22 protein-coding genes are annotated in these 24,769 nt (G+C 35.4%); 21 read left to right on the forward strand and 1 reads right to left on the reverse strand.

Going from position 1 to position 24,769, the window contains the following annotated elements; all coding sequences use genetic code 11:
* Positions 1-9: 9 nt before the first annotated feature.
* The 21 genes from aroC to ESZ54_RS04630 all read left to right on the forward strand — a co-directional run bounded on the left by aroC (position 10) and on the right by ESZ54_RS04630 (position 23,493).
* On the forward strand, positions 10-1,176 hold the full coding sequence (aroC, locus tag ESZ54_RS04530) for a chorismate synthase (protein ID WP_136136498.1): 1,167 nt from the start codon (positions 10-12) through the stop codon (positions 1,174-1,176).
* A 15-nt stretch (positions 1,177-1,191) separates the two neighbouring features.
* Entirely contained in the window at positions 1,192-2,292 is a 1,101-nt protein-coding gene (locus ESZ54_RS04535) for a prephenate dehydrogenase (RefSeq protein ID WP_136136499.1), read from the forward strand.
* Positions 2,293-2,304: 12 nt separating this feature from the next.
* A complete protein-coding gene (gene aroA, locus ESZ54_RS04540) occupies positions 2,305-3,603 on the forward strand; it encodes a 3-phosphoshikimate 1-carboxyvinyltransferase (protein WP_136136500.1) in 1,299 nt (432 codons plus the stop codon).
* Positions 3,596-4,117: a shikimate kinase gene (locus ESZ54_RS04545; protein ID WP_136136501.1), complete on the forward strand. Its 522-nt coding sequence runs from the start codon at positions 3,596-3,598 to the stop codon at positions 4,115-4,117. The genes aroA and ESZ54_RS04545 overlap by 8 nt, the downstream gene beginning before the upstream one ends.
* On the forward strand, positions 4,114-4,962 hold the full coding sequence (pheA, locus tag ESZ54_RS04550) for a prephenate dehydratase (RefSeq protein ID WP_136136502.1): 849 nt from the start codon (positions 4,114-4,116) through the stop codon (positions 4,960-4,962). Before ESZ54_RS04545 ends, pheA begins: the two co-directional genes overlap by 4 nt.
* A gap of 86 nt (positions 4,963-5,048) precedes the next feature.
* Entirely contained in the window at positions 5,049-6,053 is a 1,005-nt protein-coding gene (locus ESZ54_RS04555) for an LCP family protein (protein WP_136136503.1), read from the forward strand.
* A gap of 89 nt (positions 6,054-6,142) precedes the next feature.
* Positions 6,143-7,009 carry a DegV family protein gene (locus ESZ54_RS04560; RefSeq protein WP_136136504.1) on the forward strand — a complete coding sequence of 289 codons (867 nt, stop codon included), beginning with the start codon at positions 6,143-6,145 and terminating at the stop codon, positions 7,007-7,009.
* A gap of 132 nt (positions 7,010-7,141) precedes the next feature.
* Entirely contained in the window at positions 7,142-8,269 is a 1,128-nt protein-coding gene (gene alr / locus ESZ54_RS04565; RefSeq protein ID WP_136136505.1) for an alanine racemase, read from the forward strand.
* A gap of 103 nt (positions 8,270-8,372) precedes the next feature.
* Positions 8,373-9,722, forward strand: a complete 1,350-nt coding sequence (locus tag ESZ54_RS04570) for a DEAD/DEAH box helicase (RefSeq protein ID WP_136136506.1) — start codon at positions 8,373-8,375, stop codon at positions 9,720-9,722.
* Between the two features lie 173 nt (positions 9,723-9,895).
* On the forward strand, positions 9,896-10,258 hold the full coding sequence (locus tag ESZ54_RS04575) for an SdpI family protein (RefSeq protein WP_136136507.1): 363 nt from the start codon (positions 9,896-9,898) through the stop codon (positions 10,256-10,258).
* The gene (locus ESZ54_RS04580; RefSeq protein ID WP_136136508.1) at positions 10,239-10,967 is read left to right on the forward strand and encodes a response regulator transcription factor; all 729 of its coding nucleotides are present in this window, start codon (positions 10,239-10,241) and stop codon (positions 10,965-10,967) included. The genes ESZ54_RS04575 and ESZ54_RS04580 overlap by 20 nt, the downstream gene beginning before the upstream one ends.
* Positions 10,964-12,400 carry a sensor histidine kinase gene (locus ESZ54_RS04585; protein ID WP_136136509.1) on the forward strand — a complete coding sequence of 479 codons (1,437 nt, stop codon included), beginning with the start codon at positions 10,964-10,966 and terminating at the stop codon, positions 12,398-12,400. The genes ESZ54_RS04580 and ESZ54_RS04585 overlap by 4 nt, the downstream gene beginning before the upstream one ends.
* A gap of 90 nt (positions 12,401-12,490) precedes the next feature.
* The gene (locus ESZ54_RS04590; protein ID WP_136136510.1) at positions 12,491-12,775 is read left to right on the forward strand and encodes a UPF0223 family protein; all 285 of its coding nucleotides are present in this window, start codon (positions 12,491-12,493) and stop codon (positions 12,773-12,775) included.
* A gap of 1 nt (position 12,776) precedes the next feature.
* The gene (locus ESZ54_RS04595; protein ID WP_136136511.1) at positions 12,777-13,544 is read left to right on the forward strand and encodes an inositol monophosphatase family protein; all 768 of its coding nucleotides are present in this window, start codon (positions 12,777-12,779) and stop codon (positions 13,542-13,544) included.
* A gap of 122 nt (positions 13,545-13,666) precedes the next feature.
* Entirely contained in the window at positions 13,667-15,511 is a 1,845-nt protein-coding gene (gene typA, locus ESZ54_RS04600; protein WP_136136512.1) for a translational GTPase TypA, read from the forward strand.
* 172 nt (positions 15,512-15,683) lie between these two features.
* Positions 15,684-16,715: a DUF1002 domain-containing protein gene (locus ESZ54_RS04605; protein WP_136136513.1), complete on the forward strand. Its 1,032-nt coding sequence runs from the start codon at positions 15,684-15,686 to the stop codon at positions 16,713-16,715.
* Positions 16,716-16,837: 122 nt separating this feature from the next.
* Positions 16,838-17,545, forward strand: coding sequence for a tRNA (adenine(22)-N(1))-methyltransferase (locus ESZ54_RS04610; protein ID WP_136136514.1), 708 nt, complete (start codon positions 16,838-16,840; stop codon positions 17,543-17,545).
* The gene (locus ESZ54_RS04615; protein WP_136136515.1) at positions 17,538-18,656 is read left to right on the forward strand and encodes a Nif3-like dinuclear metal center hexameric protein; all 1,119 of its coding nucleotides are present in this window, start codon (positions 17,538-17,540) and stop codon (positions 18,654-18,656) included. Before ESZ54_RS04610 ends, ESZ54_RS04615 begins: the two co-directional genes overlap by 8 nt.
* Positions 18,657-18,671: 15 nt before the next feature.
* On the forward strand, positions 18,672-19,901 hold the full coding sequence (gene pepT, locus ESZ54_RS04620) for a peptidase T (protein ID WP_136136516.1): 1,230 nt from the start codon (positions 18,672-18,674) through the stop codon (positions 19,899-19,901).
* 148 nt (positions 19,902-20,049) lie between these two features.
* Positions 20,050-22,653 (forward strand): ATP-dependent chaperone ClpB, encoded by a 2,604-nt coding sequence (clpB, locus tag ESZ54_RS04625; RefSeq protein ID WP_136136517.1) that lies wholly within the window; start codon positions 20,050-20,052, stop codon positions 22,651-22,653.
* Positions 22,654-22,809: 156 nt separating this feature from the next.
* Complete coding sequence (locus tag ESZ54_RS04630) at positions 22,810-23,493, forward strand: CPBP family intramembrane glutamic endopeptidase (RefSeq protein ID WP_136136518.1); 684 nt, start codon at positions 22,810-22,812, stop codon at positions 23,491-23,493.
* An 18-nt stretch (positions 23,494-23,511) separates the two neighbouring features.
* Here the strand turns inward: ESZ54_RS04630 and ESZ54_RS04635 are convergent, their stop codons facing one another.
* Positions 23,512-24,735 carry a GNAT family N-acetyltransferase gene (locus tag ESZ54_RS04635; protein ID WP_136136519.1) on the reverse strand — a complete coding sequence of 408 codons (1,224 nt, stop codon included), beginning with the start codon at positions 24,733-24,735 and terminating at the stop codon, positions 23,512-23,514.
* Between the last annotated feature and the right edge of the window lie 34 nt (positions 24,736-24,769).

Consider the following 24,769-nt stretch of genomic DNA (forward strand, 5'->3'; position numbering starts at 1 on the left):
AGGGAAATGATGAGATTTTTAACAGCAGGTGAATCACATGGAAAAGAATTAACAACAATTATTGATGGTTTTCCAGCAGGTGTTCCTATCGATATTGACCAAATTAATCATGAATTAAAAAGACGCCAAGGCGGATATGGCCGAGGAGGTCGCATGAAGATTGAAACAGATACCGTAGAAATTACTTCGGGTATTCGTCATGGTAAAACACTTGGTTCACCCATTACGTGTATTGTAAAAAATGATGATTTTAAGAATTGGGAAACAGTCATGGGGCTTTTTCCGGTTTCAGATAAAGAAAAAGCCATGCGAAGAGTAGCAAAACCTCGTCCAGGACATGCTGATTTAGTTGGTGGTATTAAATACCAACACAATGATTTACGCAATGTTCTTGAACGCTCGTCAGCTCGCGAGACAACCATGCGTGTTGCAGTAGCAGCGATTTGTAAACAACTATTGCAAGCTTTAGATATCGAAGTAGCGAGTCATGTTTTAGAAATTGGTGGGGTTAAAGCCGAAGTAAGTGACGCTTTGCCTGCTAAACAAATTGCGATTCTTGCGGAACAATCGAGTGTTCGCTGTGTTGACGTTAAGTCCGAAGAGAGAATGAAAACCAAAATTGATCAAACCAAAAAAGAGGGCAATACGATTGGCGGGATTGTCGAAGTTGTTGTTGACCATGTGCCAATGGGCTTGGGCAGTTACACACAATGGGATGCAAAATTAGATGGCAAAATTGCACAAGCAATTGTCAGCATTAATGCGTTTAAAGGGGTCGAGTTCGGTGTTGGCTTTAAAGCGAGCGAACGACTCGGTAGTGACGTTATGGACGAAATTATTTGGGATGACACGCAAGGTTATTCAAGAAAAAGTAATCACTTAGGTGGTTTTGAAGGTGGAATGACTAACGGCATGCCAATTGTGGTCAGAGGTGTTATGAAACCAATTCCAACCCTGTATAAGCCATTGATGTCGGTTAATATTGATAATAAGGAGCCATTTAAGGCCAGTGTCGAAAGATCAGATAGCTCTGCTGTTCCGGCTGCTTGTGTCATTGCAGAAGCCATGGTGATTATAGAGGTAGCAAAAGCAATTTTAGATAAATTTGATAGTGATTCATTTGAACATTTACAAACTGCAGTTGCTGAATACAGAGAGTACACGAAAAATTTTTAAAAAAGAGGTGAGAATATGTCAACAGTGAAACAGGTAACAGTCGTTGGTGTTGGATTAATCGGAGGCTCAATTTGTCAAACATTACATGCAAAGAATCAAAATATTAAAATTACTGGTTTTGGACTTGATCAAGCAGATTTAGAATGTGCAGTAGAACTGGGAATCATCGATTATTGGACCTTGGATTTCGAGGAAGCTGTTAGAGACGCGGACTATATCTTTTTATGTACGCCGGTTCAAATTACGTTAGCCTATCTAGAGCATTTATCAAAATGTAAGCTTAAAGAAACTGTTTTAGTGACCGATGTTGCGAGCACTAAGGGGACAATTATGCAGACGGCAGAAACATTAATTGCTCAAGGGATTGATTTTATCGGTGGTCATCCAATGGCGGGATCCCATAAAACAAGCTATCGCGCTAGCCAATTGGATTTATTTGAAAATGCTTATTATATTTTAGTTGCGACAGCTGCCAAAAATAGAGTGCCTGAGCTGATTGATCTTTTGAGTGAAACACATGCGAAATTTCTTGAATTAGCACCACAAGAACATGATCAAATCGTAGGTCTCTTAAGTCATGTTCCACATATTATTGCGGCTGGCTTAGTAAATTTTGTGAGTGAAGAATCAAATCAATCTGAACTTTTTTCATTATTAGCTGCAGGTGGGTTTCGTGATATTACAAGAATTGCTTCGTCAGATCCGACAATGTGGACTGATATATTAATGACCAATCGTGATGCTTTACTTACCCAATTAAGTCAATGGCAAAATTTGATGACCAACATGCAAGAGATGCTAAGCCAAAAGCAAGAAAAAGATATTTATGATTACTTTTGTCGTGCCCAAGAAATCCGAAATCAACTCCCGCAACATAAAAAAGGCTCAATTCCCAATTTGTACGATTTATTTGTGTCGGTTCCCGATGAAGTTGGTGTGATTGCTAAAATCACGCAACTTTTACACGAAAATCAGTTAAGTATTACCAATATCAGAATTTTAGAAACACGTGTTGAAATATTTGGGGTCTTACAACTGACATTTCGTACAGAGAACGACCGTGAAGTGGGACAACGTCTGATTGAAGAAAAATTACAGTATCAAACAGAGAGTTAAGGAGGTATAACTTTGAAAGAACTTTTGAAAAGTCAAAATACTGGACTAAGTGGTGTGATTGAAGTTCCAGGAGATAAATCGATTTCTCATCGTAGTATTATGTTCGGTGCAATTGCACATGGCGAGACAAGGATTAAGAACTTTCTTCATGCAGATGATTGCCTTAGAACACTTCAAATATTTAGAGAACTAGGCGTAGATATACAAGAAACTGCTGACGAAATAATTATCAACGGCTATGGGTTTGAAAATTTAAACATTCCAAATCATGCTTTAGATGTTGGCAATTCAGGAACTACCATTCGGTTACTCATGGGAATTCTTGCGGGTCAAAAAAACATTGTCACGTTAACAGGAGATGACTCAATTCAGAACCGCCCAATGAACCGAGTCATTACACCGCTTCAGGAAATGGGCTTAATATTAGCTAAAGAAAATGAAAATGGTTTACCACCTATTACTTTTCGAGGAACAAGTCAGCTAAAACCCATTAGTTATAAGATGCCGGTCGCTAGTGCGCAGGTTAAATCAGCTTTACTGTTCGCGGCATTACAAGCAACTGGAACAAGCCGGATTGTCGAAAAAGAATTAACCAGAGACCATACTGAACAAATGATTCAACAATTTGGTGGAAATGTGATTGTCCAGGGCAAAGAAATTACACTTACTGGACCACAAAAGCTCAGTGGTACAGAGATTGTGGTTCCAGGTGATATTTCATCAGCCGCCTTCTTTATTGCTGCAGCGTTATTAGTACCAAACAGCAAAATAACAATTAAAAATGTCGGACTAACGAACTCTCGAACAGGGCTGATTGATGTTGTAAAAAAAATGGGTGGAAAAATTTCGATTACTGATTTTGATCCAGTCAATCAATCAGGGAATTTAATCGTTGAACATAGTCAATTAAAAGGGATAACAATTGAAGGAGAAATCATTCCACGATTAATTGATGAAATTCCGATTATTGCTTTACTAGCAACACAAGCACAGGGACAGACAATTATTCGTGATGCTGAAGAGCTACGCGTTAAAGAAACTGACCGCATTGAAGCTGTTAATCTTGAGTTAACAAAATTAGGGGCACAAATTACGCCATTAGTCGACGGTTTAATGATTGAAGGCCAAACGAAACTTAATGGTGGAATCGTCAAAAGTTATCATGATCATCGGATGGGGATGATGCTTCAAATTGCTGCATTATTGGTTGGAAAAGAGACTGTTAATCTTGAAAATCCAGAAGCTATTTCAGTTTCCTATCCGCAATTTTTCGCTGATTTAGCAACTTTATTAGGTCAAAATAATGAGTAGTCAAGCTATCATTCTAATTGGTTTTATGGGAGCTGGTAAAACATCAGTTGGAAGAGAACTTGCACAGAGAACAGATCGGTTATTTATTGATCTTGATCAAGTGATTGAAGAAGAAGAAAAATGTTCGATTTCAACCATTTTTAGAAGCAAGGGTGAATCATATTTTAGAGAGTTAGAAACGTTGACGCTTAAAAAAAATCTTAGTCAAAAGTGTATCATTGCCACTGGTGGAGGTATTGTAGAGTCCAATGATGCTGTTCAATTATTAAAAAAACAAGAGCAAGTCATTTACTTAAAAACTGATATTGAAACCTTACGCCAAAGAATTAAAGCTGACAGTTTAAATAAGCGACCGCTCGCAGAAAACCTTGAATCTGAAGTATTCTTAAGTCGATTTAACGAGAGACAGCCCATATATGAAGCACTTGCTTCAAGAACGATTGATGTTACCAAATTAACGATACCTGAAATTACGACTAGATTATTAGAAAAAGAGAAGGACGTGAGAAAATGAAGTTAGCATATCTTGGACCAGAAGGGTCATTTACCTCTGAAATCGCATCTCTGTATGACCAGTCTTATCAACTGATTCCAAGTTTTTCAATTTACGACTGTCTCGAAAAATTAAACAAAGAAGAAGTTGATCTTGCCGTGGTCCCCATTGAAAATTCTATTGAAGGCAGCGTGAACCAAGCAATCGATTATCTTTATCATCATAGTGTGTTTCATATTCAAGCAGAATTTATCTTACCAATAAAACAGGCGATGCTGGTTCATCCGAACTGGGTAAAGAAATTGGAACATATTGAAGGTGTCAGGACACATCCGCAAGCCTTTTCACAAGTACATGATTACTTAACGTCTCATTTTAGAGCGTTAACTTTCACGCCAACAACTTCGACATCTGAAGGAATAAAATATGTAAGTGAACACCCAGAACAAGCATTATTAGGAGTTGGATTAAAACAAACAGGAGAGAATTTGGGTTTGGTATGTCTTGAAGAGGACGCTCAAAAAACACCATCAAATGAAACACGGTTCTGGGTGATTAGTAAAAATAAAGAAGCAAAAGTTCAACTATCAAAAACAATCAGACAAACAATTATGCTGACACTTCCCGAAGATCAAGCGGGTGCGCTTCATCGGATTTTATCTCCATTTGCATGGCGCGACATAAATCTCACAAAAATTGAATCCAGACCTTTACAGACGGAGTTGGGTAATTATTATTTTGTGTTAGATATCCTTGTTGAAGACGCCAAATGGATTGAACAAGCGATTGCGGAATTGCTTTATCACAAAATTGAAGTTAAAAATTTAGGTATCTACTCAGCCTATAGACTGAATTTTGACGAATAAACCGATAAATCATGAGGAATCCTTTTCTTTTAGGCTTAAACCGTTTATGATGAGTAGAAGACTGATAAATATAAAGAGGTGTAAGCATGGCACAAATGACGAGAATGGATAGACATAAAAAAGAAGAACAACCTGTTGAACATGAACTGCCACAAAAAGAAAAAAAACCGAAGAAAGTTAAACGTAAAAAGAGGAGAGGTTTCTTCTTTTATCTGTTTTTAATTTTAATCATTATTCTATTGGGTTCAGGAATTGGTTATGCCAAGGGATACTTCTCTGCTAAAGCAGATCAGAAAAATGCACCCAAACAAGAAATAGAATTTAATGGACAACCTGCATCGAATGGGCGAACAAATGTTTTAATCTTAGGAAGTGACTCTAGAGGCGAAGACCAAGGACGAGCTGATACGATCATGGTTGCAAGCTATAGTACACATGATAAAACACCAAAATTAATGTCAATTATGCGTGATACCTATGTGAGCATTCCAATGGATAATCAAGAAATTCAACAAAATAAAATTAATGCTGCCTACGCTTTTGGTGGTGCGGAAAAAATGCGTCAAACAATTACAAATAATTTTGGTATTCCCATTCAGTATTATGCTGTTGTGAATTTCAAATCGTTTCCTATCATAATTGATACACTTGTACCAAGTGGTCTTTCAATAGATGCTGAGAAAACGTTAGACGTAGAAGGTACTACGATTCAGCAAGGACCCCAAAAACTAAATGGCAATCAAGCATTGGCTTATGCGCGTTTCAGAAAAGATGAAGAAGGCGATTTTGGTCGCGTCCGCCGTCAGCAACAAGTAATGACAACTATTATGAAGGACGCCCTCAAACCGACCAATCTTTGGCGTGTACCAGAAGTAACTGGAACAGCACTGGGTTATACCGATACTAATATACCGTTCACTAATTTGTCTAAAATTAGTGCATCATATCTATTTAGTAAACATCAACCGATGGAAATTTTAACAGTACCAGTTAAGGATAGTTACGTTGATTCCTACTATGATCATGCCGGTAGTGTGCTTGAAATAAACGTGGAACAAAACAAGCAAGCTATTCAGAACTTTTTACAATAGGGTCAAACTGTCTTTACAATTGACGCCTAAAATTTTATAATATAGGTTGATATCATTTTAAGTAGTCATTTAAAGAATTGAGGATAGATATGAAAACTGCGATAGTGACGGACAGTACCGTCTTTTTGAAAGATGAGTACTTAGACAGGGATAATTTATTTATTATTCCAGTACCGATTATCATTGATGATCAGATGTTCATGGAGGGTGTTGATATTATGGCAGATACCTTTTACGAACAATTAAATAATGCCAAAGAATTTCCGAAAACTTCTCAACCTTCAGTTGGTGAAGTCATCGAATTATATGAAGACATAGCATCAAAAGGATACGATTCAATCATCAGTATTCATCTTTCCTCTGGTATTTCTGGCTTTGTCAGAACATTACAAGGATTATCAAAAGAATTAGCTAGTATTGATGTATACGCATTTGACTCATTACTTACGACAGGTCCAATGGGTAAGTTAGTCGAAGTTGCACTCGATTTATCGCAAGAAGCATGTCAACCAGAAAAAATTGTTGAGAAATTAACATTGTTGAGAAATTACCTCGAAGGTTTCATCGTTGTAGATGATTTAAATCATCTTGTGCGTGGCGGTCGTTTAAGAAATGGAGCTGCGATTATCGGAACACTCCTAAAAATTAAACCCATTTTAAAATTTGAAGAAGGTAATATCGTTTTATCGGAAAAAGTAAGGTCACAAAAGAAAGCGCTGAGTCGTTTAGAAGATATTGTTTTGAATGAAATTTCGTTAACACCTGAGCAAAGTACTTTTTATGTGATTCATTGTAATAACCTTGAGGTAGCAGAGCGCGTACAAAATGAACTTTTAACAATCGATTCCACATTAGATGTTACAATTTGTGAGTTTGGTCCTGTTATTGGTGCACATTTAGGTGAGAAAGCTGTTGCAATTGGCGTTGCACCTAAATCAATTGAAGCACTCTCTTAATCAAAATACTGACACAGAGGTGTTTAACAGCAAGCTGTAACTTTGAATTTCTTGAATTAAGAGAATTCTAAGTTGCAGCTTGTTGCTCAGTTTTTAAGTTAAATAATCAAATAAAATAAAGAGGCGATTGAAGTGAAACCAAGTATCTATAGAGAAAGTCAAGCAATAATCGATTTAGAGGCTATTCGTAACAATGTTAGAAATGAATGCGCGCGTTTAACTTCTGAGCAGGAACTTTTTGCGGTTGTTAAAGCGAATGGCTATGGGCATGGAGCTGTTAAAGTAGCCCAAGCAGCAAAAGAAGCGGGTGCTACAGGATTTTGTGTTTCTGATTTAAGTGAAGCGATTGAACTTAGAGAAGCAAATCTAAGTGATGAACCAATTTTAGTGTTAAGTTATGTTAATCCGAAATATGCAAAAATTGCGTTGGACCAAAATATTAGCTTAACTGCAACAAGTTTGCAGTGGCTGACTGAAACTGAACAGGAACTAACTAAGGCTAGTACAACAGAAAAGTTAAAAGTCCATTTAAAAATTGATACCGGCATGGGACGAGTTGGTCTAAGAGATGAATCAGAATTTGAACAAGCATCAGAGTTGTTTAAAACAAGTTCTACTTTAGAAATGGAAGGGCTATTTACTCATTTTGCAACAGCTGATAGTGTTGCCGTTGACTATTTTGAACATCAACAGGCAAAATTTTTGAATGCTAAATCATACTTTAATCAAAAAATCCGCTATATTCATACCTCCAACTCAGCAACAGCCTTATGGCATCAGGGATGGGAAAGTAATGTGATTCGTTTTGGTGATGCGATGTACGGCATGAATCCAAGCGGTGTAGCACTTGAAGAACCATTTAAATTAATGCCAGCACTATCTTTAGAAACGGTCATTACTCATATTAAAGAGTTACCACCGCATGAAAAAATTGGTTACGGCATTACTTATGAGACTACTGATAATGAATGGATTGGTACACTTCCAATTGGTTATGCCGATGGGCTAAGACGTAAGTATCAAGGATTTAGAGTGATTGTTGATGGAGAATACGCACCAATTGTCGGTAGAATTTGTATGGATCAATGTATGATTCGACTTAAGCAAGTTTATCCAATTGGTACTAAAGTGACCATTATTGGTGATAATGGTGATCGTAATAATTCAGCTCAAGATGCAGCGGAGTATATCGAAACGATTAATTATGAAGTGACATGTGCTCTTTCAGACCGCTTACCACGAATTTATTTGAACGAATAATTAAGAAAATTCGAATTTACTTTAATTAAACCTGTAAAAATGTTGATTTAATGTTATAATTCGCAAGTAGAAATTTTAGAAACAAGAAAGAAGGTGGATTTAAATGACAACAGAATTCAAAAGTTTTAATTTAAAACCGTTTATCATGGAAGCATTGGATGCCAAGAATTTCAATGAACCAACAGAGGTTCAAAATAAATTAATTCCAGTCATTCTTAAAAATAAGAGCGTCGTAGGTGAATCTCAAACAGGATCAGGAAAAACACATACCTTTTTGATTCCAATTATGGAGAAACTTGACGCGACAAAAGATCAAGTCCAAGCAATTGTTACAACGCCAAGTCGTGAATTGGCAGATCAAATCTATCAAGCAGCAGTTCAGATGGCTGAATTTTCAGAAACCGAAATACGAGTTGCTAATTACGTGGGTGGAACTGATAAAAAAAGACAAGTTGAAAAGCTTAAAAATCAACAACCCCATATTGTAATTGGTACACCAGGAAGAATTTTAGATTTAATAGAGAGCCAAGCATTAAAAACATTTACGGCTGAAACTTTAGTCATTGATGAAGCAGACATGACTTTAGATATGGGATTCTTAGAAGAAGTTGATAAGATTGCAAGTACGCTACCGACAAACTTACAAATGCTAGTCTTTTCAGCAACAATTCCTGAAAATCTAAAACCATTCTTAAAAAAATATATGGAAAACCCTGTAGTAGAACATATCAAAAATGAAACCGTTATTTCAGATACAATTGATAACTGGTTGATTTCGACTAAAGGACAAGATAACAATAAATTGATTTATGACTTGTTAACGGTTGGACATCCATATTTAGCAATGGTTTTTGCTAATACCAAACAACGTGTGAATGAAATTTCTGAGTATTTGAAACAGCAAGGCTTAAAAGTTGCGACAATTCATGGTGATATTCAACCTCGAGAAAGAAAAAGAGTGATGAAATCAATCCAAAATCTTGATTTCCAATATGTTGTGGCGACCGATTTAGCAGCCAGAGGGATTGATATTGAAGGCGTATCTCATGTTATTAACGCTGAAGTTCCAACAGACTTAGAATTCTTTATTCACCGTGTAGGTCGTACTGGACGTAATGGCATGAGCGGAGTAGCTATTACTCTTTATGAACCTCAAGATGAAGAAGCAATCAATGCACTAGAAAAATTAGGTATTAATTTTGACCCTAAAGCAATTCGACAAGGTGAAATTGTTGATTCTTATGACCGTAACCGTCGTAAACAGCGTGAAAAATCACAAAAACAATTAGATACAAAAATGATTGGTTTAGTTAAGAAGAAAAAGAAAAAAATTAAACCAGGATATAAGCGTAAAATCCAAGTGGCGATTTCTGATAATGAAAAACAAAAACGTAAAATTGAACGTCGACATTCAGATCGCGCGAAACGCAAAGCAAGAAAACAAGATTATTAAAATAAAACCATCATCTGTAACAGTTTGAAGACTATTCAGTGATGGTTTTTCAATATTGTAAAACAATCGCATACTTTTTATATGGCGAATGACTTTTTTATTAAAAATCATAGAAAAATCACTTAATTCCGCTATAATAAAAGTAATACAAAAATAAGTAGGTGCAACTATTCATGATTTTTTATACTTGTGGCTGGATGATGGTGATTCTTGCCATCGTTTATACAATTTATCCATCGAAGAAACTACATTATAAATATGGCTACCGTACACCAAGAGCAAGAGAGAATGAGAAAACCTTCCGATTTGCTCAAAAATGTGCAAGAAATATGTTATTCTTAGTAGGAGGGATCACGCTTTTAATAGGTTTTTTATTAAAGACATTTGGAATGACGCAATTTTTTATTCTTGAGTTTTTATTTATCGTGATTCCAATAGCAACCTTTTTCTACTTAGTTGAAAGAAAAATAGAAATATTTGCGGATCAAACTAATCCAATCCGGGAGGAAATGACAAATGAAACTATTAATGATTGAAGACAATGAATCAGTATCAGAAATGATGAAGATGTTTTTTCTAAATGAAAGTTGGGATGTTACCTTTGCTTTTGATGGTAAAGAAGGACTTGACGATTTTTTAGAAGCGCCTGAATCGTGGGATATGATTACGTTAGATTTAAACTTACCAACAATGGACGGCATGACTGTTTGTCGTGAAATTAGAAAAGTCTCAAAAACAGTACCAATTATCATGCTAACGGCTAGAGATTCTGAGAGTGATCAAGTGATTGGTTTAGAAATGGGAGCAGACGACTATGTGACTAAACCATTTAGTCCATTAACTTTAATCGCTAGAATTAAAGCCTTGCATCGTCGTTCTTCAATTGTTGAAGTCGTACCTGAAGAGGTAGCACCGATTGAAAATACTGAGTTTGATGTTATTACAGAGCACTTTAAAATGAATACTAAAACACGAGAAGTTTATTTAGAAGATAAGCCGATTGAAGGTTTAACACCAAAAGAATTTGATTTACTCTTTACGTTAGCTAAAAAACCTAAACAAGTTTTTTCTCGTGAAAAATTGCTTGAGCTTGTATGGGATTATCAATATTTTGGTGATGAGCGAACTGTAGACGCGCATATCAAGAAATTACGTCAAAAAATTGAAAAAGTGGGCGCACAAGTCATTCAAACAGTATGGGGTGTCGGCTATAAATTCGATGATTCAGGAGTCGATACCAAATGAAATACCTTTTACAGCAAATGATTGCCTTTTTCGTTATCATTTTGACTGTATTATTAATTTTTGGCTTGTCATTCACGCAATTTACCAAAAGTGCAGCGCGAGAGTCTAGTTATGAACAACTAAATGGTTATTCAGAAACGGTTATTTCGAATATGCAAACATTCAATTGGAACTTAGAGGAATCAATTGATACAATGCAAACAATCTTGCGGACGCAAAATGTTGGTTTTTACGTTTTAGATGAAAATTTAGTGGCAACTTATCCGAAAAAAGATAAAGGTCAAACTGGTAAAAATTTAGTATCTAAAGAAGAACTAGAAACGTTAAAATCAGGTCAACCGATAAAGAAAATGGTCAAAGAAAGTACAATTGATGCCAATAAGGCAACAATTTCGTTATTTATCCAACCTTTATTCTCACGGGAATTTAAATTTCAAGGTTTGTTACTTGTCTATCAACCAGCCAGTAACATTAATAAAAGCGTAAGCTCGCTAACACAAAACTTAATGCGTGGTTTTCTGATTTCTTCAATAATTGCAGTCATTATCAGCTACGCTTATGCAAAATTTCAAGTTAATCGCATTAATCGCATGCGTAAAGCAACAAGACAAGTTGCCAACGGTAACTTTGATGTGCACCTTGAAGTAAAAAATAATGATGAACTTGATGATTTAGCTACTGATTTTAATCAAATGACGTTGGCATTGAAAGAGTCTCACCAAGAAATTGAACGGCAGGAAGAACGACGTCGGAATTTCATGGCTGATGTTGCCCACGAGATGAGAACACCATTAACGACAATTAATGGCATGTTAGAAGGTTTTATCTATAACGCAATTCCAGAAGATCAGCGGGAGAATGGCTTAAATTTAATGAAAAATGAGACAACTCGTTTAATTCGTTTAGTTAACGAAAACCTAGATTACGAAAAAATTCTAACCAATCAAATTAGCATTGCACCACAAAAACTGAATGCGACTGACGTTTTAGAAACAATCAAGACGCAATTAGATCAAAAAGCAAAAGATAAAAATAATGAGATCATTTTAATATCTGACGCTCCTGTCGAGTTATTTGCAGATCATGACCGCTTTGTTCAAATTATTGTTAACTTAGTGACCAATGCAATTCAGTTTACAGAAGATGGTGAAATTAGAATTGAAGCAGTTCGTGGTTACCTTGAGACAACAATCAAAATCAGTGATACTGGAATGGGTATATCTGAAGAAGATTTAATTAACATTTGGGATCGCTATTACAAAGCTGATCCATCGCGAAAGAATACAAAATACGGTGAATCTGGTCTGGGACTTTCAATTGTTGATCAATTGGTCCGACTTCATAAAGGAAAAATTGAAGTTGAAAGTGTCCTGGGTGAAGGAACGACTTTTAGTGTGACTTTCCCGGATAAACCAGAAGAAACGAACGAATAAAAGATTAAAGATAAGTAATGAACAGCTTTTACTGTTTCATTACTTATCTTTTTTTGATACACTGGAAAAGAAACTACTGAGGTGATGTGAATGAAGGAAAATTATAGTTATCCCTTAAATCCCGAATGGACAACTGAAGAAATTATTAAAGTGATGCAACTTTGGGAAGTATTAGAAAAAGTCTACGAAAATAAAGTAACTGCAGAAGAATTCAACGACGCTTATCGTTCATTCAAAGAAGTCGTTCGAAGTATTGGTGAAGAACGTCAATTAGGTAATGAATACGAAGAGCTTACAGGATACTCATTGTATCGTGTTGCAAAACTATCCCGAAATCAAAAAACAGGACCGATAAATAAAAAGGAGCTGATCTAAAATGGAACAGGAACTACTTTTAACTGTCAAATCTTGGGTTATTGAAGCGGGGGAACAAATCAAAGAATCTCTGAAATCGTCAATTGAGGTTGATATAAAATCAAATCGTCGTGATTTAGTGACCAATATTGATAAAGCAACAGAAGCATTTTTAGTAGATAAAATAAAAGCAGCATACCCGAATGATCATATTGTTGGCGAAGAAGGGATTAGTGATAAACCTGAAACTGTTGCTGGACGCGTTTGGGTCATTGACCCAATTGACGGCACAATGAACTTTGTTTTACAACAGCGTAATTTCTGTGTCATGATTGGTATTTTTGAAGACGGAGAGCCAAAACTAGGCTTTATTTACGATGTGATGGCCAATCGCTTTGTGTACGGTGGAAAATCAACTGGTGTTTACTTAAATGATACGAAATTAGCACCTGTTGAAAATACTTCACTTGCTGATGGCTTGATGGGTTCTAACGGTTCGATGTTTGCTCATGATGTTCATGGCACGCAAAAAGTTGGCAATGAAGCAATGGGTGTTCGAATCTTGGGTTGTGCTGGCTTAGATTTTTTAAGTGTCATTTGTGGCGAACAATGTGGTTATATTTCAAATTTAGCACCTTGGGATTACGCAGCTGGCGTTGCATTAAGTGAACCGCTAGGTCTAAAATGCTCGTATTTATCAGGAAAACCGTACCATATTTTGGATGGTCGTGAGTATTTTATTGTCGCAACAACGCAAACATATCAAGACGCAATGGTAATTTTAAATTAAATTTCTGTAATTCTGAAAATTTTTTCTTTTTTTCAGAAGATTTTTTTGTTATAATTAACAGTCGGTAAAATTAAAGATAATTTTATCTTTGTTTTTTTAAATAGTGAGGAGAATGTATTAAAGTGAAATTAAGAGAAGATATCCGTAACGTAGCAATTATTGCCCACGTTGACCACGGTAAAACAACATTAGTCGATGAGTTACTAAAACAGTCTAATACATTAGATGGACATCAACAATTACAAGAACGTGCGATGGACTCAGGGGATATTGAAAAAGAACGTGGAATTACCATTTTAGCTAAAAATACAGCAATCAATTATAATGGTAAACATATTAATATTTTAGATACACCAGGACATGCGGACTTCGGTGGTGAAGTTGAACGTATTATGAAAATGGTTGATGGTGTAATTCTTGTTGTGGATGCTTATGAAGGTACAATGCCGCAAACGCGTTTTGTATTGAAAAAAGCCTTAGAACAAAAATTAACTCCAATTGTCGTAGTTAACAAAATTGACAAAGCGACAGCTCGTCCAGCAGAAGTTATTGACGAAGTTTTAGAATTGTTTATTGAACTAGGTGCAGATGACGAACAATTAGAATTCCCAGTTGTGTATGCTGCAGCAGTAAATGGAACTTCAAGTCTTTCTGATGATCCTGCTGATCAAGAACCAACAATGAACTACATCTATGATGCAATTTTAGAGCATATTCCTGCTCCAGTTGATAATAGTGATGAACCATTACAATTCCAAGTGTCATTATTAGACTATAATGATTACGTTGGACGTATCGGAATTGGTCGTGTCTTCAGAGGAACTATGAGAGTTGGCGATCAAGTTGCTTTAATGAAACTTGACGGCGAAGTTAAGAAATTCCGTGTGACAAAACTTTTAGGATTCCTTGGATTAGAACGTGTTGAAATTCAAGAAGCTAAAGCCGGTGATTTAATTGCCGTTTCTGGTATGGAAGACATTTTCGTTGGTGAAACTGTGACACCAGTTGATCATCAAGATGCTTTACCTGTCTTACATATTGACGAACCAACTTTACAAATGACATTTTTAGTTAACAATTCACCTTTTGCAGGTCGCGAAGGTAAACATGTCACTGCTCGTAAAATTGAAGAACGTTTATCTAACCAACTTCAAACAGACGTTTCATTAAAAGTTGAACCAACAGATTCACCAGATAAATGGATCGTTTCTGGTCGTGGTGAACTACATTTATCAATTTTAATTGAAAATATGCGTCGTGAAGGCTTTGAATTACAAGTTTCACGTCCAAGTGTAATTTACCGTGATGTTGATGGCGTTTTATGTGAACCATTTGAACGTGTACAAATTGATACACCAGAGGAATACATGGGTGGAGTTATTGAGTCTCTAGGTCAACGTAAAGCTGAAATGCAAGATATGATTAATAATGGGAATGGCCAAGTTCGTTTGATTTTCCAAGCACCAGCTCGTGGTTTAATTGGTTATTCAACTGAATTTATGTCATTAACACGTGGTTATGGAATCATGAACCACACGTTTGACTCATATCTACCAGTTATTTCTGGACTTCAAACTGGCCGTCGTAATGGTGCGTTAGTTTCAATCGATCAAGGTAAAGCAACAACTTATTCAATCATGAGTATTGAAGAACGTGGTACAGTTTATGTTGAACCTGGTACGGAAGTCTATGAAGGCATGATTATTGGTCAAAATAGTCGTGAAAATGACTTAGGTGTAAATATCACTAAGGCTAAACAAATGACTAACGTTCGTTCTGCCAATAAAGACCAAACAGCTGTCATTAAACGTCCAAAAATTCTAACTCTTGAAGAATCATTACAATTCTTGAATGATGATGAATATTGTGAAGTAACACCAGAAAGCATTCGTTTAAGAAAACAAGTCTTAAACAAAGCTGAACGTGAAAAAGCTGCTAAGAAAAAGAAAACAGCTTCAAATAGTTAATTTTAAGGAACCCTTTTCGTATTTTTTATTGAAAAGGGTTCTTTTATTCTTCACAGAATAACCAATACTTTAAAGTATCCTTAAAAAAGTTAGTCCTTAAGTTGGATGTTTAGACAGACTTAATTCTATATAATAGACTTAAGTCAAATATATCGAGATTGGAGAAAAATTGATGAAAAAAGCAAAATTATTACTTAGCTCATTAATCGTACTAACTGGCATGTTAGTAGTTGGTACAACACATACAGCATATGCTGCTGAAAAAGGCAAAGATGAAGGTTGGGATGTACCTAACATCGCACTAGGAAACGGCTTGACTGAAGCTGAAAAACAACAAACAACAGATATTTTAATGAAAGATTTAAATAAAATTTCGGATTTAAAAGGGGTCGATACCACAAAACACAATACTGTCGTTGTTCATGGAAATGACTTAGTAAAATATGTGACTGACGTACCGGAATTTACAGCTAGTTCAAAAGCATATTCAAGTGCATTTATTGTCAGAACAAAGTCAGGTTCTGGAGTGAATGTTGATATTGTGACACCTAATAATATTACCGCTCGTACTGAAGCGATGTATCGTTCTGCTGCTATTACAAGTGGTGTCTATGACGCGTACATTCGTATCGGAAGCGTACGAACAATGGACGGAAGTGGCGCACTAGCAGGTATTTACAAAATCTATGATGAAGTTGCACCTGCCGAAAACAATAAGGAACAAACGCAACGAGACGAAAAACGTGCTGTTGCACAAGAACAAATGAAAGTTGTTTCTGATATTGATAATCAAAATAAAGACAACAAAGACTACTCGTCAGAAAATATCTTAGTGATGTTAGCTGATATTCAAATGGAACTACAAAAAATCAATGACAAATTGAAAAATGCGCCAGCTGATGAAGTCCAAACACAAGTTGAAGAAGTTGTAACAAATCAGATTGATAAAAATGGGTTAACTGAAGCAATTACTCCAGAGTTAAAAACGGAAATTGTGAATAATATGGTTAACTTTACAAACACTGGTGCGATTACAGATAATCAATTAACGAAACAATTAACAAATTTTAAAGATGATTTAGTGAAAAACGGTAGTGAATTTAAGAGCAATTTATTATCAGATGAAAATGTTGAAAAAGCCAAATCAGGTGCTTCTGGTCTTTGGCAATCCATCAAAGATTTCTTTAGTTCATTATTCAATTAATAATCGCTTGAAGCAGACTACAAGGTCTGCTTTTTTTATAATATGAGTTTTTAATTTTGGATATATCTGAACACGAAAGAGTGTTATACTAAAGTTACATGGAAAAGTGAAAGGAAGAAAATATGGATCATCAACATTTATCTCAACGTTTAGCGTTAGTTGCTAATAAAGTAGCTCAAGACGCAATCTTAGCTGATATCGGCTCAGATCATGCGTATCTGCCGGCCTATTTGGTCTTAAATAATAAAATAAAAAGTGCAATTGCAGGTGAAGTGGTAAAAGGTCCATTTAATTCAGCCAAACATTTAGTTGAAGAACTTGAACTGAATGATAAAATTAGTGTTCGCTTTGGAGACGGGCTTGATGTTTTAAAAGCAGATGATGCTGTAACTTGTATTACTATATGTGGTATGGGAGGTGCATTAATACGCGATATTTTAGATCGCGGGATAAAAAATAATAAATTTTCAGGTAAAGAACAATTAATTTTACAACCAAATATTGGTGAAAAAGGCTTACGAACCTATTTAAATAAAAATGGATATACCATTATTTCTGAAGCTATTTTAGAAGAAAATAAAAAGTTTTATGAAATAATCGTGGCTGAAAAAAGGCCTTCAAATCAAGAACTAAATGAAGAAGAATTATTATTTGGCCCGTTTTTATTACGTGAGAGCCACCCTGTTTTTATTAAAAAGTGGCAACAGGAATTAAAACAAAGACATTATGTTTTAAATCAACTTGAGCAGTCAAGTCAGAATCAAACAGATAAAATTGATCAGTACAAACGAGACATTTTACTAATAGAGGAGGTATTAACAAGTGATTGATGCACAAACTTTTATTAAGCGCTTTGAACAATACTGCCCCTTAGATTTAGCTGAAGAAGGCGATCCCGTTGGTTTACACATTGGTACATTAAATAAATCTGTCAAAAAAATTATGATGACGTTAGATGTGCGGCCAGATGTCGTTCAAGAAGCAATTAATGAAAATGTTGATTTAATTATCGCAAAACATCCACCGATTTTTCGTCCTGTTAAACGACTAACAACAGATCATTTTCAGACAAAGATGTATGCTGATTTACTGGCAAATGATATTGCTGTTTATGCCGCTCATACCAATATGGATATTATTAATCCAGGTTTAAACGACTGGTTTTGTGAAATGCTTGGTGTCACGCCAAGTGATTATTTACGCGAAACACACAAGATTAAATATAAAAAACTTGTTTTATTTGTTCCAACAGAAGCTAGAGAAACAGTTCGTAGTGCCTTACACAATATCGGTGTTGGTGAATACTCAGATGATTATGATTCTTGCAGTTTTTCTGTCAGTGGTATCGGTCGATTTAGACCTAAAAATAATGCGAATCCAACAGTAGGAAAAATGGATTGGGTGACGGAAGTACCAGAAGAACGAATTGAGTTTGTCTTTAAAGAATCTTTACGAGATAAAGTCATTCAAACAATCTATGACACACATCCATATGAAGAGCCTGCTTTTGATATTTTTCCTTTGGAGAACATATCAGAATCATTTGGTATTGGTAGAATTGGTCGCTTAGCCAACCCAATGCCTTTGTCGGAATTCACACAAGTTGTTAAAGAAACGTTCAAGCTTGATGGTTTGCGTTTAATTGCGAATTCAGATGATGTTATGATTGAAAAAGTAGCGATTTGTGGTGGTAGTGGTGAAAAATTCTATCACGATGCACTAAAAAAAGGTGCCGATGTTTATATTACAGGTGATGTATATTATCATACAGCACATGATATGCTTGAAGATCAGTTACCAGTCATTGATCCAGGTCATTATATCGAAGAAGTTTGTAAATCACGATTTGTTGACTTATTCAACGAATGGAAAAAAGAAGAAAAATGGGATGTTGAATTTATTGAAAGTAAAGTTAACACTAACCCATTTAAATTTATATAAATAGGAGAGATGAACATGTATAAAAATTTAGTACCTCGCTTTATTAACTATGTCAAAACGGAAACAAGATCTGACGAGAACAGCACGACAACTCCGTCAACAGCAACACAAATTGCCTTTGCTCGTGAGTTGAAAAAAGAACTTGAACAAATTGGCATGAGTGATGTCTTCCATAATGAAGAAAATGGTTTTGTCATTGGTACATTACCAGCTAATACTGACAAAAAAGTTCGCAGTATTGGTTTTATTGCTCACATGGATACAGCTGATTTTAATGCTGTTGGCGTCAATCCTCAAACGATTGAAAATTATGATGGTAGTTCAGTTATTCCATTAGGTGATAGTGGTTACGAATTAAATCCTCAAGAATTTCCGAATTTAAATAATTATAAAGGTCAAACTTTAATTACAACAGATGGAACTACACTTTTAGGTTCTGACGATAAATCAGGCATTGCTGAAATTATGACAGCAATGGAATATTTAATTGAACATCCTGAAATCGAACATGGTAAATTAATGGTGGCTTTTGGACCAGATGAAGAAATCGGTGTTGGGGCTGATAAATTTAAAGTTGAAGAATTCCCAGTGGATTTTGCTTATACAATGGATGGCGGACCCGTAGGTGAATTACAATTTGAAACATTTAACGCTGCGGGTGCAAAAATCACAATTGAAGGTAAAAATGTACACCCAGGTACTGCAAAAAATATCATGATCAACGCTGTTCAAGTTGCGGTTGACCTTCAAAACGCTTTACCTCAAGAAGAAGTTCCTGAAAAAACAGAAGGACGCGAAGGCTTTTTCCACTTACTTGAGATTACAGGTATTCCTGATGAAGCAAAAATGGAATATATTATTCGTGATCATGATCATGATTTATTTGAAGGACGTAAAACATTATTAGAAAAAATTATTAAAGAGATGAATGCTGAATTTGGTCAAGAACGTATTAAATTAGATATGAAAGATGAATACTACAACATGAGTGATATTATCGCTAAAGACATGTCAATTATTGATTTAGCTGAAGAAGCGATGATCAATCTTGGTATTAAACCAATCATTGAAGCCGTTCGTGGCGGAACAGATGGTTCTAAAATCTCATATTTAGGCATTCCAACACCAAATATTTTTGCTGGTGGCGAAAATATGCACGGTCGTTTTGAATTTGTTGCCGTTGAAAGTATGGAAAAAGCAACAGATTTAATTATCGAAATCGCTAAATTAAACACAACTAAATAAGCTATATACCTAAGACAAAGCACAGATTTTATGCTTTGTCTTTTTTTTAGAATATATTTCACAAAACTGAATAGTTATTGTTTGACTTATTCTGACCAAAGAAATATAATTATTTTAGATTAGAATTAACAAACGAGGAGGATGTTATATGAATATTGAAAAAATGACAACCACACTTCAACAATCGATTACAGAAGCGCAACAAATTGCTATGACAAGAAAGCAACAAGAAATTGATATTGCACATCTCTGGAAAATTTTTGTCCAACCAAACCATTTTGCACGAAATTTATACCAAGATGCTGGATTAGATGTTAATCAATTTGAAGCTGAGATCGATCGTCAAATTGATAAACTTCCGCAAGTTGCGGGTTCAAATGTCCAATATGGTCAAAGTATGAGTCAAAATTTATTTAATTTATTTAATGAAGCAGATCAAATTAGAACACAATTTAACGACGATTTTGTCGCAACAGAAGTCGTGGTACTCGCTTTATTCAAACTTAAAAACCATGCTTTAACAGTATATTTAAATGATTACGGGATTACTGAAAAAGCTTTAAAAGAAAAAATCGAATCCATTCGAGGAGGGGATCGCGTGACTTCTCAAAATCAAGAAGAACAATATGAAGCATTAGAAAAATACGGTATTGACTTAGTTAAGGCTGTAAAAGAAGGCAAACAAGATCCAATAATCGGGCGTGATGAAGAAATTCGTGATGTTATCAGAATTCTATCACGTAAAACAAAAAATAATCCGGTATTAATTGGTGAACCTGGCGTTGGGAAAACAGCGATTATCGAAGGTTTAGCACAGCGTATTGTTAGAAAAGATGTCCCAGAAAATTTAAAAGATAAAACAATCTTTTCCTTAGATATGGGTGCATTAATTGCAGGTGCTAAATATCGTGGTGAGTTTGAGGAACGTTTAAAAGCTGTCCTTAAAGAAATAAAGAAAAGTGATGGCCAAATTATTCTCTTTATTGATGAAATTCACACCATTGTTGGTGCAGGTAAAACAGAAGGTAGTATGGATGCCGGAAACTTATTGAAACCAATGCTAGCTCGTGGTGAGCTACATTGTATCGGAGCAACCACCTTAGACGAATATCGTGAAAATATGGAAAAAGACAAAGCACTAGAACGTCGTTTCCAAAAAGTCTTAGTTAAAGAGCCTACTGTAGAAGACACCATTAGTATTCTACGTGGTTTGAAAGAGCGTTTTGAAATCCATCATGGTGTCGATATCCATGATAACGCACTTGTTTCTGCAGCGACACTCTCAAATCGTTATATAACAGACCGTTTTTTACCTGATAAAGCAATTGATTTGGTTGATGAAGCTTGTGCTACAATTCGTGTTGAAATGAATTCAATGCCTACAGAACTAGATCAAGTCACTCGTCGTTTAATGCAATTAGAAATTGAAGAAGCCGCACTAAAAAAAGAAGACGACGATGCTAGCATGAAGCGATTGGAGATTCTCCAAAAAGAGCTATCTGGATTACGAGAAGAAACCAATACATTGAAAATGCAATGGGAAACAGAAAAAGAAGAAGTCAATAAAATCAGTGATAAACGTGCTGAAATCGATCAAGCTAAAACACAACTTGAAAATGCCGAAATCAATTATGATTTAGAAGAAGCTGCAGTATTGAGACACGGCACAATTCCAAAACTTCAAAAAGAATTAGCAGAACTTGAACAAACAACAAAAGGCGAAACTGCACGTTTGGTTCAAGAAGTTGTTACAGAAAAAGAAATTGCAACTGTTGTGGGACGCTTGACGGGTATTCCCGTATCGAAACTTGAAGAAGGTGAAAGAGAAAAAATCTTACGCCTTAACGAAACTCTTCATCAACGTGTCATTGGTCAAGAAGAAGCAGTAAATGCTGTTGCGGATGCTGTGATTCGTTCTCGTGCTGGTTTACAAGATCCAGATCGTCCTTTAGGTTCATTCCTATTCTTAGGTCCAACAGGGGTCGGAAAAACCGAATTAGCAAAAGCTTTAGCAGAAAATCTTTTTGACTCAGAAGAACATATGGTTCGTATCGATATGAGTGAGTACATGGAAAAACACAGTGTGTCTCGCTTAGTTGGTGCACCTCCTGGCTATATAGGTTACGAAGAAGGCGGCCAATTAACTGAAGCAGTTCGTAGAAGTCCTTATACAATTGTTCTTCTGGATGAAATCGAAAAAGCCCATCCAGATGTTTTCAACATTTTATTACAAGTTTTAGATGATGGTCGTTTGACAGATTCTAAAGGACGTGTGGTTGATTTCAAAAATACTGTCTTGATCATGACAAGTAATTTAGGCTCGCAAATGTTACTTGAAGGCACCGATGCTGAAGGTACAATCAATGAAGAAGCTAAAAATAGTGTGATGAGTCTACTTAAAGCACACTTTAAGCCAGAATTCTTGAATCGTATCGACGATACAATTCTATTCACACCATTAAGTCTTGAAAATGTGAAAGGGATTATCGTTAAAATGATGGAAGCTTTAAGTCGTCGTTTACAAGATCAAGATATCTTCATTGAACTTTCCGAAGCAGCTAAAGATTGGATTGCTGAACAAGCCTATGATCCAATTTACGGGGCTCGTCCAATCAAACGTTTCTTAACGCGTGAAATTGAAACACCATTAGCCAAAGAAATAATTGGTGGAAAAATTTTACCAAAAACACAAATTTTAGTAGAAGAAGTCGACGGACATTTAGAATTTTTAAAAACACCCATTGAAGAATAAGGAAGAGACTGTGACATACTCATGTCACAGTCTCTTTCCTACGCTTTACAAACTAAACGGTGTCACAGAAGCAGCTTATTTCTTGAAGTTAAACACTACTTTCACAACCTCTTGTTTCATTCTATGTTAAAATAAAAAAATATAGGAGGGTAAGCAGTGTCAAATCACACGAAAAAATCATATTTTGCAAGAGCTGTCTATTTTTTCTTGTTTATTATTTTAATGGGATTACCCGATGTCATTAGTGAATTTTTTCCAGCAGAAACGATTCATAATTATGATGTTCCACTAGCATTTTTTCAATCAATACTAAACATTGCGATTATTTACTTTATTTTTTCTCGATATCAAAAACAACTTAAATCTAGTAATCCTAATGATTATGGTTGGCATAGAATTGAAATCAAGAAAATTGTTTTGGTCTTGATTACTTTACTTTTTTCACTAGCAATTGATAAGATATTTATCAATTTTATTGATATTTCAACGCCGGAAAATCAGGAATTGGTAGAAGAAATATTTAATCAAACTCCAATTGCTGCAGTCATTTCTTCAGTAATTTTTGCACCAGTATTAGAAGAGCTACTATTTAGAGGAATCTTTTTTAATTATTTTTTTAATCAAGCAAAATTAACACATAGAATTGGTGCAATCATTTTAAGTGGTGCGCTATTTGGCTTTGCACATGAAACAACTTTATCTTTAGTATTTCTATATTATGCAATTTCAGGTTGGTTGCTTGCTATAATATATAGTTATACAAAAGACTTACGCTACAGTATTCTTTTACATATTCTGATGAATGCAGTTGCAACAGTCACGATATTTATATCATATTAATTAAGAAACATACTAAGATTAGAAGTAATCACTGAAATACGCACCTTGATCAGGAATAATCCGCTCAAGTGTTCGTAATGTTTCTTTGTCCGTTTTCAATCTTTCAATTCGGTATAGATAAGATGGCCGTTTATAGCTCATAAATAAAGCAGTCAAAGTTTGAACATCCAGATAGACTGGGTTTCCAATCGCTTCATCAGAAATCGTCAGCACATCATCCTCATCCCATGTCAAACTAAAGATACGGTTATTCCAACCTGCAATCGGATCTTCTACGACAAAATGGAACGGTTTCCCAGTTGTGATAAAAGGATATTTTTGAATAAAGGCTTCAACATCAACAATCCTAGCCATAAAGTAAGGTTCGATTGATTCTTTAATTTCACTATCTTCAAACAGAAATGAAATGGGCTCGTTTTGATAAGTGTCACCCTCAACAGAATCAACCATTGAGAAGTGAGCTGAAACAAAATTCCATAAACCTTTGCGCGCTTCTTGATTCAAGTAAACCATTTCTTTAATATGGAATACTTCTTCAGCTATCCAGTAAAAACAAAAACCTAACGGCTCATCGTCTTTGCTGTAGTAGATAGCAGCCGTACGTTCTTCCTCGTTTTCCCAACGCCAGTATTCTTCCCAATTGAGTTCTTGCCGAACCATTGCGCCATGATTTTGTAATGAAAACTGATCGTAGATTTTAAAGACATCTTCATGATCGATATCTTCACGTTCAACATAGCCAGGAACATTAACTTGTTTCGGAAGCTGCGAGTCCTTAATCTCAAACGACAATTTATCAGACATAACTTCCCAACCCTTACGACGATAGTAAGGGATACTATATGGATAAAGGTAAGAAATTGTCTGTTTATTTTCGCGCATCTTCTCTAAACCAACTGAGATAAGATCACTCATTAAGCCTAAATTTGTATATTCTGGGTAAGTTCCGATTCCAGTTACACCAGCCATGTCGTATATTGAGTCATGAATATTAACTTCACAAGGATAAATTGCAATTTGTGAAATTAATTTATCTTCTTGGTTAAACCAACCATAAACGTCAGCTTCTCTAAGAACAGGTCGTTTCGCACGAATAATCTCAGACTCATCTTCATAACCACCTTCTTCAAGGTCGGAGTCCGTCACTTGAAATACATAGCGAAGTAATTCGTTAAATTGTTTGAGATGTTTTAGTTCAACTTTCTTTAATGTTAAATATTTTTTTACTTCATTTGCGTCCATTAACAACTCTCCTATTAGCATATTCTTCATTATT

Source organism: Vagococcus silagei, assembly GCF_004795745.1.
In the GTDB taxonomy this organism is placed as follows: domain Bacteria; phylum Bacillota; class Bacilli; order Lactobacillales; family Vagococcaceae; genus Vagococcus; species Vagococcus silagei.